General features: G+C 40.9%; 12 protein-coding genes. 9 read left to right on the plus strand and 3 right to left on the minus strand.

The features are described from left to right. Positions 1-70 precede the first annotated feature (70 nt). From IEE83_RS16685 to IEE83_RS16695, 3 genes are all read left to right on the plus strand, one after another. Positions 71-685: a Crp/Fnr family transcriptional regulator gene (locus IEE83_RS16685; RefSeq protein WP_228101841.1), complete on the plus strand. Its 615-nt coding sequence runs from the start codon at positions 71-73 to the stop codon at positions 683-685. An 89-nt stretch (positions 686-774) separates the two neighbouring features. Continuing rightward, on the plus strand, positions 775-1,752 hold the full coding sequence (locus IEE83_RS16690; protein WP_194121668.1) for a quinone oxidoreductase family protein: 978 nt from the start codon (positions 775-777) through the stop codon (positions 1,750-1,752). 90 nt (positions 1,753-1,842) lie between these two features. Further along, on the plus strand, positions 1,843-3,174 hold the full coding sequence (locus tag IEE83_RS16695) for a ferredoxin reductase family protein (protein ID WP_194121669.1): 1,332 nt from the start codon (positions 1,843-1,845) through the stop codon (positions 3,172-3,174). A 29-nt stretch (positions 3,175-3,203) separates the two neighbouring features. Here the strand turns inward: IEE83_RS16695 and IEE83_RS16700 are convergent, their stop codons facing one another. Next, on the minus strand, positions 3,204-3,728 hold the full coding sequence (locus IEE83_RS16700) for a peptide-methionine (S)-S-oxide reductase (protein ID WP_194121670.1): 525 nt from the start codon (positions 3,726-3,728) through the stop codon (positions 3,204-3,206). Between the two features lie 144 nt (positions 3,729-3,872). Between IEE83_RS16700 and IEE83_RS16705 the strand changes: the two genes are divergently transcribed. After that, positions 3,873-5,624, plus strand: coding sequence for an ABC transporter ATP-binding protein (locus tag IEE83_RS16705; protein ID WP_194121671.1), 1,752 nt, complete (start codon positions 3,873-3,875; stop codon positions 5,622-5,624). A gap of 354 nt (positions 5,625-5,978) precedes the next feature. Continuing rightward, positions 5,979-6,284 (plus strand): MoaF-related domain-containing protein, encoded by a 306-nt coding sequence (locus tag IEE83_RS16710; RefSeq protein ID WP_194121672.1) that lies wholly within the window; start codon positions 5,979-5,981, stop codon positions 6,282-6,284. A gap of 115 nt (positions 6,285-6,399) precedes the next feature. Here the strand turns inward: IEE83_RS16710 and IEE83_RS16715 are convergent, their stop codons facing one another. Then, the gene (locus IEE83_RS16715; protein WP_194121673.1) at positions 6,400-6,813 is read right to left on the minus strand and encodes a hypothetical protein; all 414 of its coding nucleotides are present in this window, start codon (positions 6,811-6,813) and stop codon (positions 6,400-6,402) included. Between the two features lie 549 nt (positions 6,814-7,362). Here IEE83_RS16715 and IEE83_RS16720 point away from each other — a divergent pair. The 4 genes from IEE83_RS16720 (at position 7,363) to IEE83_RS16735 (ending at position 14,077) form a co-directional block, all read left to right on the plus strand. After that, positions 7,363-7,917: an RNA polymerase sigma factor gene (locus IEE83_RS16720; protein ID WP_194121674.1), complete on the plus strand. Its 555-nt coding sequence runs from the start codon at positions 7,363-7,365 to the stop codon at positions 7,915-7,917. 21 nt (positions 7,918-7,938) lie between these two features. After that, positions 7,939-8,955, plus strand: coding sequence for a FecR family protein (locus IEE83_RS16725; RefSeq protein ID WP_194121675.1), 1,017 nt, complete (start codon positions 7,939-7,941; stop codon positions 8,953-8,955). Between the two features lie 154 nt (positions 8,956-9,109). Beyond that, positions 9,110-12,574: a TonB-dependent receptor gene (locus IEE83_RS16730; RefSeq protein WP_228101842.1), complete on the plus strand. Its 3,465-nt coding sequence runs from the start codon at positions 9,110-9,112 to the stop codon at positions 12,572-12,574. A 51-nt stretch (positions 12,575-12,625) separates the two neighbouring features. Continuing rightward, on the plus strand, positions 12,626-14,077 hold the full coding sequence (locus tag IEE83_RS16735) for a RagB/SusD family nutrient uptake outer membrane protein (RefSeq protein ID WP_194121676.1): 1,452 nt from the start codon (positions 12,626-12,628) through the stop codon (positions 14,075-14,077). 447 nt (positions 14,078-14,524) lie between these two features. Here the strand turns inward: IEE83_RS16735 and IEE83_RS16740 are convergent, their stop codons facing one another. After that, positions 14,525-14,944, minus strand: a complete 420-nt coding sequence (locus tag IEE83_RS16740; RefSeq protein ID WP_194121677.1) for a hypothetical protein — start codon at positions 14,942-14,944, stop codon at positions 14,525-14,527. Positions 14,945-15,097 lie beyond the last annotated feature (153 nt).

Here is a 15,097-nt window from a genome sequence, read left to right on the forward strand (position 1 = left end):
CAAGATACTGACAAGATAAAAATGGATTTATTGCGCTAATTTTTGATATTGGAATTTAAAAATATATCGTATGTCTGCTAAACAAGCTCATCCTGCTCAGCTGTCAACCATATTTGAAAAATTCAGGGCAAAATTTCCGGTATCACCTGAAAAGTGGGAAGATTATACCAATCGTTTTAAACGCATACAGGTTCCGGCCAAAACCGTTTTACTACGGGAAGGTGAAATATCCCGCAAGGCTTATCTGATCGAGAAAGGCTGCCTCCGGGTATGGTTTGACAACAAAGGTGAAGAAGTGACATTTCAATTCTTTTTTGAAAATAGTACCGTATCTTCCATTGAAAGCTTCAAAAAGGGCACTCCCAGCCTCTTTTCCCTAGAAACAATCGAGCCGTGCACTTTGTGGTGGATTGAGAAAAGTGATGTGGATAATCTCATAGAGGAAGTCAGCGAAATCCCCGCTATGCGGAATCAAATTATGAATGCTCTTTTTGAGCGCACGCTTCACTATATGCAGCATTTTCTTTCTTTTGTCCGCGATACGCCGCAGGAACGCTATGAAAACCTGTTGAATCATCAGCCCTTTATTGTGCAGCGCATTCCCCAGCATTATATCGCCTCTTATCTGGGAATTAGCCGGGTGCATTTAAGCCGGCTCAAAAATAAAATTGCCCGCGGAAAATGAGGGAAGGCTCAATTCGGTAACAAATGTTATCGTTTGGCAGGTTGAGCCCATGCTACTTTTGTCTTATCAACAATTAACAAAAAAGAAAGATGAAAGCAGCAGTGATGAATCCGCAAGATGGAATTTTAAAATATACAGCGTGGGCCGAACCCGTTGTTTCCAGTTCAGATGAGGTAATGATGGAAGTAAAAGCGGCCGCCATTAAAAATGTTGACCGCAGCATTGCAAGCGGAAGCCATTATTCAGCCGAAACAGGAAATGCACCAAAAGCCAGAATAATCGGCAGCGACGGGGTGGGATTTTTAGAAGATGGCACACGGGTTTACGCCATTAGCATGGACGGAATGATTGCAGAAAAGGCTGTGATTGAAAAAAGCAGAATGGTTGTTTTACCCGATAATCTGGATTTTCTAACGGCTGCTGCGCTGCCCAATGCGGTAATCGGCGCTGCCATGGGATTAAGATTTAAAGCAGATTTGCAACCGGGCGAAACGGTTTTAATTAACGGAGCAACTGGCGTTACAGGCCGCATGGCCGTTCAAATTGCACGTCACTGCGGAGCAAAGAAAATTATTGCAACGGGCCGGAATCCTGAATCATTGAAAGCCCTTTTGGAACTGGGCGCCGACGAAGTGATCTCACTACAACAATCTGACGATTCTCTTTTGGCACAGCTTCAAACCATTCATAATCAAACACCTTTTGATGTTGTTATCGATTATTTATGGGGACATTCTGCGGAACTGATCCTTTCTTCATTAAAAAAGCAAGGCTCATTTACACCCAAAACCAGGTTTGTTTCAGTCGGCAGCGTATCGGGTGATTTGCTGCAATTGTCTGCCTCCACGTTACGAAGCGTAGACCTCCATCTGACTGGCTCGGGATTAGGAAGCCTCACCCGTCAGCATCTTGGAAAATTATTCAGTGAGATCTTGCCGGAGATGTTTCAGTTGGCGGCTGATGGAAAACTGATCATCGACACGGTCACCGTTTCTCTTGATCAGATTGAATCGGTATATGACTTGGCTGTTGCAAATGGCAAACGACTGGTTGTCGAAATAAAATAATTCCGCACTTCACATTTCCTTCAAAACCGGCCGGAGTTCTATCTCAATTTATTGTCTGGCTTGGCAGCTCCGGCCAATCCCCTTTATTTTATGAAACCCACAACGAAATGGATTACTGGCTCCCTGGTAGTCGCAGGGATAATTTATGCACTTTCTCCCGGGCCCGGCCACCTGATTGACAATCCGGACGGCTGGGAACTGCGCGAGCAGTTTGTTTTCCTGACAGGCCTTTCTGCTTTATCTCTCATGGTTTTATCCATGATTATTTCCGTCCGCAATCCATGGGTAAATCGCCGGATGAAAGGTCTTGACAAAGCCTACGTCATTCACAAATGGACAGGAATTTTTGCTACAATTTTAATGGTATTTCATTGGCTGGGCGAAAAAGTACCACACTTACTTGTTGATTATGGGCTAATTCCAGATCCCGGAGAATTGACCGATGGGAGCAGTTTCTCTGATCTTGAAATCGGGCTTTTTCAAAGCGGTGTTATTCTTGTTGAATGGACGTTTTACATTGTGCTGATTCTGGTAATCATTGCTTTATTCAAAAAAATCCCCTACTCCATTTTCCGTAAAACGCACAGAATATTTCCGGTTGTTTTTCTTTTGGCGGCTTATCACGGTGCAACTGCTCAGCTTAAAGAACGCTGGTTAACCACGCCGGGCGGTTATTTATTACTTTTATTGGCAGCGATTGGAACTGCCGCGGCTTGTATTTCGCTCTTCCAAAAAATTGGCGCTTCCCGTAAAATCAATACTGTCATAACCCAACTGGAAAACAGGCAGAACGGGATTCTTGATTTAAGACTTTCAACAAATCATAAACCATTTATTCATCAGCCGGGCCAGTATGCTTTTCTTCGTTTTGAACATGATACAGAGCCACATCCTTTTACCATTGCCTCTTCGGGTAAGGATCCGCAGTCTATTCGTTTTGCTATCAAATCATTTGGTGATTTTACAAGTAAACTAACCAAACATTTACAGGCAGGACAAAATGTTCAGATCGAAGGGCCGTATGGTGAATTTATTTTCAGATCGTCTGCAAAGCGGCAAATCTGGATTGCCGGTGGTATTGGTATTACGCCTTTTTTGGCAAAACTTGAACAATTGGCTAGTCAGAAAGAAAGTTTGCAAACTGTTGATTTCTGGTATTCAACACGTACCGATAAGCAAACCATGTTTCCTGATTCACTGAAAGATCTATGCAAGCAAAGCGGTGTTAGATTTTATCACTTAAATTCAGGTAAAAAAGAGTATTTAACGGCCCAGATGCTTCATGAAGTCGTTGGTAGTTTTGCTCAGGTAAGTATCTGGTTTTGCGGACCAGAAGATTTTGCAAATTGTATACTCAAAGGACTTGCTGCCTATGATTTTGATCAGCGCGAATTTCATTATGATAATTTTTCCATGCGTTAAATCCGGAAAAGCTTTGTTTCCAGGAAATTTCATAGGCCGCTCAAAGATTCCTCCACCAACTTGTTATGATCCACAGCGCCAAAGAATTGTTGTAACAGCAGCCGCAGCTTTGGCGTAACAATATTTTTGCAAAACGGTTTCTGAGGGTTTTTGTAATAATAATCAAGATAGGTTTCCTGATTAAGTTTAAAATCGTGGAATGATTCAATTGTTGTGATAATCGGCTTGTCAAATTCGGCTTGCAAAACATCTATCGCTTGCCTGGAAAGTGCATTTTGCTCTTCGCTGAAAACATAAATTGCCGACCGGTATTTTGAGCGCATACTATGGCTGGAAGTGCAGCTGTGCGTATGAAGGTGCACGGCAATTAATGTTTCCAAAGAAATAAGTCCGGGATCGAAATAGACAATCACAGCCTCCGAAAAGCTTGACTTTTCTTTTTCAGAAGATATCCACCCTTGTTCCACGAGCGCAACTCCTTTTAGAGATTGAAAAATAGCTTCAGTGCACCAGTGACAGCTTCCTCCAAATCCGATTTTACTTACACTTTCCATGTTGCTGTTTTTGCATCAAAGTTTTTTTGAAAACCATATAATATAGTCTCTGGTTCAAAATACCGAACCAGGTTCTGGACAGCCAAAATTGTGTAAGCCGCTGGTATAGGAATTGTACAATGTAAAAGTACAGTTACAAACCATATGGAAACACTCTGGAAATATTTACGTCCACAGAAACGGCTTATTTTTATATCTCTTCTTCTGGCAGGTTTAGCACAGCTTTTGACGCTTCTGGACCCTTTGATTTTCGGAAGAATTGTTGATGACTATGCAGGAAATCCTAAAAATCTTTCAGAAAAAGAACTTATCAACAGCGTTTTATACTGGCTGGGAATCGCCGTTGGTATTGCTGTTGTTGCCAAACTTTCAAAATCTTACCAGGAATATCTTACCAGAAAAGCAGTAGCTCAATTTGGTATGAATATCTTCAATGACGGCTTGAAACAAACACTAAGACTCTCATTTCAGGAATTTGAAGAAAACAGAAGCGGAACAACCTTATCAGTTCTGCAAAAAGTTAAGACAGACACTGAGCGTTTTGTGAATTCCTTTATCAATATTCTTTTTTCATCTCTTATTTCCATTGGCTTTTTGCTTTGGTATAGTATCAATAAAAACTGGATGCTGATTCCAGTTTTTTTAATTGGCGTGCTTGTATTGGGCTCACTTACAGGGTTATTATCCAAAAAAATAAAAAGTATCCAGCGAAACATCAACAAACAAACCAATGCCCAGGCCGGTATTATCACCGAAAGCCTCCGAAATATTGAACTTGTCAAAAGCCTTGGACTGACATTTTCTGAAATCAGAAGATTAAACAAACAAACGCTCGAAATTTTTCAGCTTGAAATGTTCAAAGCGCGCAAAGTTGGCGTGCTGACATTCCTGCAAGGCGTCACGCTGAATCTTTTAAAACAATCGATTCTGTTTATATTATTATGGCTGATTTTCAGGAAGATACTTACCACCGGCGAGCTGATCGCGATGCAGTTTATTTCCACCGCAATATTCAGCCCTTTGCAGGATTTGGGTAACTTAATATTACAATTCCGCGAAGTAGACGCCTCGGTTAAGATTTTTGATCAATTGATGAATAAACCTATTGAGCAAAGGCCCGAAAATTCTGTGGAAGTCGGCCCGCTATCCAGTCTTAAATTTGACAATGTCGTATTCCGGCACCGGTCTGCGAGCTATAATGCAATTGATAACATTTCTTTCAGTGTAAAATCAGGTCAGACCATTGCATTTGTCGGGCCATCCGGTTCCGGAAAGTCTACGCTGGTGAAACTTTTGATCGGGCTTTATTTGCCAGTTGAAGGCCATATTTATTTTAACGAGGATGATTCTTCAACGATACGTTACAACCCGTTAAGGAGACAAATCGGCTTTGTAACACAGGATACGCAGTTATTTGCCGGAACCATCCGGGAAAACCTTCTTTACGCAAAACCGTCGGCTACCGACGCAGAGATATCACAGGCTCTGGAAAAAGCATCAGCCACAGCACTGATCGCAAAGGCTTCAAATGGTGTCCGGACCATGTTAGGGGAAAACGGGATGAAACTTTCCGGCGGTGAAAAACAAAGGATTTCAATTGCACGGGCACTTTTAAGAAAACCACGGCTGCTGATTTTTGACGAAGCGACTTCGGCACTTGACTCACTAACGGAGCAGGATATCACCCAGACAATCCGAGACATTTCTACCGACAGACAGCAAATGACAATTTTAATAGCCCACAGGCTCTCAACTATTCTTCATGCCGACGTCATTTATGTGTTGGAAAAAGGACAGATTGTCGAGACAGGTTCACATGAGGATTTGCTTGAAAAAAAGGGATTATATTATGCGATGTGGAGACAGCAGATTGGAGAAAGGCGCTTTGGATCATAATATTCAGAAGATAAAAGTCACTAAAAATTGTCCTGAAACACCATGCTGTTTGTCCGGGCCGCACAGTATTATTTCAGAAATATAATTTTATATTTACTTATGGATTAAGTGATTAGAAATTATAAAATATAAAACATCTCAAACAAGAGATGTAAGATTAATGACTAAGTGGTGCTTAGAATTCCGCTGGATTTAAGCCAAAAAATAACAAACAAATCACACCTACTTTTTTAAAAATTTGATACGCTACGCAGAAAACTGATTTTACTTATCTGCCCTTTTTCAGTTTTCCATAAGATTTAACAAGTGCTACCTTGAAATAATTTATCAGGATATTCAATAAACTAGAAGAATATGAAAATCATTGGAAAAAAGTTTGAAGTTGATTTTGGTGCAAAAGCTGTGCTGGATATCCAGAGTGATGCGCAATTAACCTTTCACATCTCCGAAAAAAACGGTATCCCGGTTGACGAATCTGAAACGGTAGAAATTGAAATTACCCAGCTCCGTTCCAAACTTTTTATGCTGACCTGGAAAGAGATCAACGGCAACACCGTAACCCAGATCCAGGATCATAAAAACCAGCTCGTTTACATGAACTGGACTTTGCCTGATGGTGATTTTAAACATGCAAAAGGCAGTATCAAGCCGGTGAATTAATTTTACTCTATAAATCTTGAAGGCCAGAAAGAAAACCCCGAAGATATAGTTTAGACGTAAGAAGTCTCCAACAGAAATCCATAGATTTTTGTTGGAGACTTTTATTTTATCAGAATCAAGGAATCTCTACTGTATAGCTCAAATGAGAACCATAAACGGGATTTCCGTCAACAATAGCATAGGCGCGGTAGTAATAAAAAGTTCCGCCATCATTACGCCAGGTTCCGGTAAAGGTGTTTAAACCTGCCTGAATAGGTGTGGTAAAAACAATTTTGCGGTCAGAGATGGTGGGTTCAAAATTATGACCACCTAACCCACGTGGATATGAGGTATACACTATTCCATACTCTGAAACAGGTTTGTCACCCAATTCGTCAACCTGTATCTGGTATCCGGAAACGCCAAAGGACTTCAGTGTGGTTAGTTTTAATGGACCAGATTCAATGTTATGATCGGTACATGAAGTAAAAAAAAGTAAAGTAGAGAAAAATAGTGCAGTAGATATTGTTTTTAGTTTTTGTAACATCATAAAAGTTTTTGAAAGAGGGAATTAAAAAATAAACTTTAAAAATCGATTGTTAACTAGTTTCTTATTTCTCCATAGGCATCTTTGATTTTAGGTTAAAAAATTGTTGTTCACTTTCGGGCTATTGATTCCATTCCTCAGCAGCCTTTTGTTTAAGACTGCATTTTGTATGAAAAGTTGCAATAAAATAAATTATTATCGGTTACAAAAAGATTTTTCATTATTAAATCTTTGTTCTTTTAACAAGAAATATTAGTTACTCGCACCAAATAAATTCAGGTTTTAAATCCGCGCTAGCTGAGATTACGATAGCCCGAACACCGCTTTTTTCAGTTTTAAAAACAGCTCATTTACCTCAATAAATTATCATTCAAGTTTTGCCAGCAGGCTGATCCAACATAATCCGGAATAAATCACCCTCTCAGTTAACAAATATTATAACTTAAAATAATTATACTTATCTGATATTTATTGAACAATTTAAAGAATATTTAAAATCGTTTAGGGATTTCATTTAGTTAATTGACTATACTTAAATTAATATTGAATTCAATGAATAACTTATTTACTGACGAGCAGCTGGTAGATTTACTTCGGCAGGGCAATGAAAAAGCCTTTGGAGAAATTTACAATCGCTATTGGTTTAAATTATTCGGAGTTGCATATCACCATACGGGTACAAAAGAAGAAGCAGAGGAGCTTGTACACGATGTTTTTGAAAATCTTTGGACCAAAAGAGAGCAGGCAAATATTCATCATCTGAGTTCTTATCTCGTCGTGTCCATCAGAAACCTGACGGTCAACTATATCAAATCACAGATTACCCAGCGTAAGTATCAGGAATATCTTCTTTTTCACGAAATACATCAGTCCAATTCTACCGACGAAATTATCCGCTTTGAAGACCTGGCCAAAGCCGTAGAACGGGCCATGAAAAAGCTGCCTGAAAAAACCAGTGAAGTCTTCAAAATGAGCCGGTTTGGAAACCATTCGGTCAAGGACATCGCGCGGCAGCTAAATCTATCCGAAAAAGGAGTTGAATATCACATTACGCAGTCCCTTAAAGTGCTCAAAGAACACTTAAAGGTTTATCATACTGACAATTAATAAGACTCAATCCCCAGATAAATGAACCAGTACGACTTCGATCTGCTATTGAAAAAATATGTAGCAGGAGAATGCACGCCCGAAGAAAAGCAGCAAATTCAGGATTGGTCAGAAAACACCTTGGCGGAAACCCGAATCATCATTGCTCCTTCGGAAAAAAATATCATTCGGAAAAGAATCTGGAAAAGACTTTCTGGAGCCAACAGGAAAGTTTCCATCTTTGGTATGCCCTGGGTAAAACTGGGCATGGCTGCATCTGTCTTGATCACTTTGGCCTACGGCGCGCTTATGCTTCAAAAAACTTCCGTTTTAAAAAAAACGACTGAATTGACTCTGGGCGCGCAGACGATACTTCCCAAAGGAAATATTGAATTAAAAAATACTTCAGACAAATCCCATAAAGTCGTTCTGGAAGACGGTACAGAAGTAACATTACAAGCACAAAGCAGCCTGAGTTATCCGGAACATTTTGATTCCAAAGCCAGGATTGTTCATTTGAGCGGCGAAGCCTTTTTTAATGTAACCAAAAATCCGGCTAGACCATTTTTTGTGTATACAGGACAACTTGTAACCCGTGTTTTAGGTACCAGTTTTAATATAAAATCATTGAATTCAGCAAAATCGATTGAAGTATCGGTGGTTACCGGCAGAGTGTCTGTTTATGAAAATTCCAAGAAAACAGCCCGGACACGAAACGGAATTATATTAAATCCTAATCAAAAGATACGGTTTGACATTGATAAGAAAGTGCTTGTGCCTGAACTGGTCGAAGAACCCATTGCTGTACATCCGCCTGAGAAAAAGGCTTCATTTATTTTTGAAGAAACACCACTGCCAGAAGTTATTGCGATCCTTCAACAGGTTTATGGTGTCGAAATTGTACTCGAAAACAGTGCCATAGAGCGCTGTGTTTTTACGGGAGATATCAATGACCTTCCCCTATATTCCCAGCTCAGACTGATTTGTAAATCGATCAGTGGCAATTATGAATTAAGAGGAACGACACTTTTTATAAGCGGTGATGGCTGCCGGAATTAAGAACTGATTTAACAAGAATTCTTCGAAAGGAGAACCATAAAGAAAAAGCCGGCAATGCTCGAACATTACCGGCCTGATAAACCGCCAGGAACGCTAATTCCGAAACGGTACATGTTTGTTTTCTGTCTGTTACAACAACAAAACTTTTAAAACTATGCAAAAAAGTGTATCAATCAAATGGTTTCTGATTAAAGCTATGCGAATAAGTATTACGCAGTTAATGCTGTCTATTGCGTTATGCGGCATGACCCTGGCCCGCAACGTCACTGCGCAGGAACTGCTCAATAAAGAAATTTCTCTCAGGATCGAATCCACCGAAATCAAAAGTGTTTTGTCCCAGATTGAAAAGCAGGCAAACGTTCGTTTTATTTATAGCACCAATAGCATCCAGGCCAGAAAAAAGGTATCATTTTCCGCTACCAACAGCAAACTGTCTGACGTGCTGGATAAGCTTTTGATTCCCTTAGATATTACCTATGAAATCGAAGGAACCAGAATACTCCTGCAACGAAAGCTGAATGAAACCATTATTAAAGTTCCAAAAGCTAATAAAACGGTTTCCGGAAAGGTCATTGATGACAAGGGTCAGCCGCTTCCGGGCGTAAGTATCGTACTAAAAGGCAGCCAGCAGGGAACTTCAACCGATGCTGACGGAAATTTTGAACTAAACCTTCCTGACGGATCATCGATTCTAATTTTTAGTTTCGTTGGTTATATTTCTACCGAAAAAACGGTAACAAATGAATCAGTTGTGAACGTTACGCTGGCAACTGATACAAAATCGTTACAGGAAATTGTTGTGGTGGGTTATGGTACGCAGAAAAGAGCAAACGTAACTTCGGCCATTGCCTCGGTACCCATGAATGAGATTAAGGATATGCCGGTCTCCAACGTGGCAACTGCACTCCAGGGCAAAATTCCGGGTGTTGTAATCCAGCAAAATAATGGTACACCCGGCAGCACGCCGGCAATTAAAGTACGTGGTTTTGGCTCGATCAGTGCGGGTAATTCGCCGCTGATTGTGGTGGATGGAAATATAGTCAGTGCCTCCATTTTCAGCACGCTTAACACCAATGATATTGAAAGCATGGATGTGTTGAAGGATGCATCGTCTACGGCTATCTATGGTTCAAAAGGCTCAAACGGTGTTATTCTGATCACAACCAAAAGAGGAAAAAGCGGCAAACCCAGTGTAAATCTGGATGTTTATACTGGTTTTCAGCAAATTAGCAAGAAGATAGATTTACTTAATTCACAACAGTTCGCAGAATTTGGTAAAGAGGCTTCCAATAATGCTTATATAGATAATATCAAGGGGGCAAACATAACGGACCCAAACAGTGTGAGGCCAACAGATTATTTGCGCTACCGATATCCAAGAGGTGAGGTGTTTGACTGGCTGAATTTTGATGATCCGGCAAAAGTGGCCGCGTTACCTTATACAGATTATCAGGACGAGATTTTCCGGACGGCGAAAATGAGCAGTTATCAACTTTCCGCTTCAGGTGGAACTGATAAGGCCAGATACAGCATCAGCGGAGGTTTCCTACAACAAGATGGTATCATCAAAAGATCAGCTCTGGACCGCTATACTTTGCGGGCCAATGTGGAAGTAAATGTTTTGCCAACGCTTAAAATCGGAATGAATCTGAATCCCTCCTACAAAGTACAGCAGGAAGTAAAAGATGCCGGACACTGGGCAGACAACGCCGTGGTTAACTCTGCTTTGTCAGTAATGCCTTTTATTCCAATCTATGCTGCAGATGGCTCTTATACTTCTCAAACGGCTTTTGCAGCGCCTTATAATTATCCGGGTATCACAAATCCGGTTGCCAACATTACTGAATACAATAGCCAGCTGTTAACTACAACTTTACTGGCAAATACATATGCTGAGCTGAAATTGTTTAAAGATTTCACTTACCGCGTTTCAGGAAATGTGAATTTCAGCGGTAACCGACGCAATGCATATCGTACTTCAAAAATGCCTTTGAATCAGATTCTGCCACCATCCGTTTCGACTGGAACTGCCTATTCTGATCAAAGTATGAGCTGGCTTTTCAACCAGACGCTTAATTACAGCAAGTCAATACAAGACGTTCATAATTTTGACATTTTGATTGGTATGGAATCAACCAAACTGCAATATCAGGACAGTCAGGGAACAGGAAGCTCATATCCGAATGATGTTGTGGAAACTTTGAATGGAAGTGCAAGCGGTACCACAACCACATCGATTTCTTCCAAAGTGGAAAATGCCTCGGCCTCCTATTTTGCAAGAGCTAACTATAACTATAAAGGAAAATATATTGTCAATGTATCCGTACGACGCGACGGCTCCTCGATATTTGGGCCTGACAATCGCTGGGGAACATTTCCGGCTGGTTCATTGGGATGGAGAATAAGTGAAGAATCTTTTATGAAAAGCATCCGAGCGATTTCAGAGGCGAAGCTGCGCGTGAGCTATGGTCTTTCCGGAAACAATGCCTTTTCAAGTTATTATCCTTATGTAGGTACACTTAAAGCAGATAATTACAGTTTCAACAATAGCCTGGTAAACGGACTTGCACCTTCTTCTCTTGCCAACTCAAAACTGGGCTGGGAACGCAGTCAGCAGCTTGATGCGGGTATTGATCTTGGATTTTTCAACAACCGTATCTCACTGATAGTCGATTATTACGAGCGGACAACGAAAGATTTATTACTTTCTGTGAACGTGCCAACTGTAACTGGTTTTAGCAGTGCAGTAAAAAATATCGGCAAGATGCAGAACAAAGGCTGGGAATTTGGAGTCAATACACGCAATCTTACAAAAGCCCTGATCTGGAACACAAGCCTGAATATTTCATTCAATCGCAATAAAGTTCTTGCACTTGGGCCAACGGGAGATCCGATTCGCAGCGCAAGCGGCGTTGGCGAAACCAATATCACACAAATCGGTTCTCCGATCGGAAGTTTTTTTGGATATAAACAATTAGGCGTTTTTAAAGATCAGGCAGATCTGGACAGCTACCCTCATGACCCTACGTCCAAACCAGGAGATGTAAAATACGAAGATGTAAACGGTGACAAGAAAATTGACGCCAATGACAGAACCATCATCGGCAACAACCAACCGGATTTCATATACGGTGTAACCAATACATTTAGTTACAAAGGTTTTGATTTGAATATTGCCATTCAGGGAACGCAGGGTGGAGAAATCCTGAACCTAAGCCGCCGGTTTTTCGAAAACCTTGAAGGTAATGCTAACCAGTTGACTACGGTTTTAAACAGATGGCGTTCTCCCGCTGACCCTGGTGACGGCGTAACACCACGCGCCAATGCCCGTACCACCGGAAACAATAGCGCGGTTTCCTCCCGTTGGGTGGAAGATGGATCTTACCTGCGAATTCAGAATATCAGCCTTGGTTATCAACTCCCTGCATCACTTATCAGCAAGGCAAAATTACAGCAGGTCAGGATTTATGCATCTGCACAAAACCTTTTTACTTTTACAAAATACCTGAACTACAATCCTGAGGTGAGCAATTACGAAGGCCCTCTTACCGGAGGCGTTGATTATGGTGTTTATCCACTAGCCAAAACGTTCACAATCGGGATTAATATCGGTTTGTAAATTATAGATTACAAACCATCAGGATAGTTTTAATTCAAAATATAACGAACAATGAAAATATTAAAATTCTATGTAATTGCTTCGATGATAATCTTATTAACGGCATGCAGTGAAGATTTCCTCGATTTAAAACCAATTTCGACAGCAACCAGCGATAATTTTTATAAAACTGCGGATGATTTTAAAAATGCAGTAAACGGCGCTTATGCCGGTTTGCAGGCTGCTGGTTTGGCAGGAAACAGCTACATTTTTGGGGAAATTGCCTCTGATAATACCGTAGCCGTAGCTTCCGGATCCGTGACTGACCAGGATGAATTCGACCGGTTTTATATCAAAACGACTAACCCATACATTTCCGGCCGGTGGAACGATGCATATAGTGTGATTGCCCGTTTTAATACCATATTGGATAAGATAGGCGCGGTAACCATGGACGAAAACCTCAAAAACAGGTACATAGCGGAGACCAAATTTTTACGTGCTGTTGTTTACTTCGATCTTGTTCGTACGTTCGGTGATGTTCCGCTGATCTTAAAACCGGTTTCCACACCTGATGAAGGTTATTCTTTCGGAAGAAATCCCGCGGCTGAGGTTTACACGCAGATTGAAAAAGATTTAACAGACGCTGAAAGTGTTTTACCTGTTTCTTACACAGGTGCTGACATAGGCAGAGCAACGAAAGGCGCCGCCAAATCATATCTCGGCAAGGTATATCTAACTCAGAAAAAATATTCAACAGTTGTCTCCAAGCTTAAAGAAGTGATCGATCAGGGTAATTATGCCCTGTTGCCATCTTACGCAGACGTTTTTAAAGTAGCCAATAAAAATAATAAAGAATCTGTTTTTGATGTCCAGTACAAATCTGGCGGAACCGGAGAAGGAAATGCCTGGCCAAATTCTTTTGCACCGCAAAACTCAGGGAATGCTGTGATTGCCTTTGGCGGTGATGGCAACAATCAGCCGACTACCGACATTATCAATGCCTATGAAGCTGGCGATCTTCGTAAAGATGTGTCAGTGGCATCATCGTATACCAACGCTACCGGCCAGGTGATCCCGGACAGATTTATTAAAAAATACTACGATGTGCCGGTCGCTAAAAATGACAATGGAAACAATATTCCACTGATTCGCTATGCCGATGTGTTGTTGATGTATTCAGAAGCACTTAATGAAATAGGTTATCAGGCTGCCGGAGATGCATTTACCTACCTGAATATGATTCGTACCCGGGCAGGCTTGGCTCCTAAAACGTCATCTGATGTTCCAACGCAACAGGCGTTTCGTCTGGCCATAGAACAGGAAAGACGTGTTGAACTGGCTTTCGAAGGACAACGCTGGTTTGATCTGGTACGCACGGACAGGGCTATCACCGTCATCAATGGCAAAAAAGATCAGATCAGGCTTGTGAATCAGTTGACGGCTAATAATCTGGTTTTCCCTATTCCACAAAGCCAGATTGATATCAATAAGGAAAAAATAAAACAAAATCCTGGCTATTAACCGCTAACGGCAGTTAAATGAAAAGAGGCACAAAAAAATTTGTGCCTCTTTTCATTTGATCCCTTTATGATTTTTGTAAAACAAGTTTGAAAATTGTTGCAGATCATTCGGGCACATTCAAAATTATACTAACTTACATCAGTAATCTCTTTCATTCTTTTATTGGAACCATCTTGATGGAACGCTGGTTTACCAGCCCGCAGAACTTAAAATACTGCCGTTTTCCATGAATTAAAAGAATGAACGCTATGCAAATAACAGGTTTTACCTGTATAGATTGGTCCACGACCACAGAAACGTACCAGCTGAAAAGTGCCCGGTTTCTGTTGCAGATTACAGGCGGCCGGCATAACGGCCGCCATTTTTTTGATGGTGTATTTACTGTTTTAAAGTCAGTCCCTTAACAGGTTTTCTTGCACCACTCAGGCAATTCAATTTCTGATTATATCAAAAAAATCCAGTCTTCAAAACAATTTGTCCAGCTGCGTTTTTGCTTTCCTGAGGTAGATAGGTAACCTGCGCTCCGATGGAATCCCCGGCAAGTTTCCTCTTAAACGCAGCATGGATTTCCCCAGCCGGAATTTGTATGAGTTCGGAATAAAAGTGCTTGTAAGCTTTCCTGTGTGGATCGCGGCTGTACAAATCCAGTCGCAGACTATAATTGGAGTTCGACAGGCCATCTACCCGAATAAAAATGGAATCTTTTTCCTCCTTTGCGGACAGAAGCCTGAAACTTTTCGGACTATCGAGCTTATTAATAAAATGCTCGTCATACGAGGGTTGCAAAACAAGATAAATGACGCCACATGTAAGCAGCAGCAGTGTTACAGCGAGATAAAACCACTCTTTTTTATTACTCCACCTCATTATCAAAACCGGTAATACTTTAAACAACGCACAATATCTTATTGAATATTGAGACGAAGTTAATCATGTAAAACTCAGTTTGAAGCAGTTAACAAAATGATAATATGTAATGGCTATTTCCTCCTGAATCTGCCAATCTGACTTTTCAAATTA

The sequence above is a fragment of the Dyadobacter subterraneus genome, assembly GCF_015221875.1.
GTDB lineage: Bacteria > Bacteroidota > Bacteroidia > Cytophagales > Spirosomataceae > Dyadobacter > Dyadobacter subterraneus.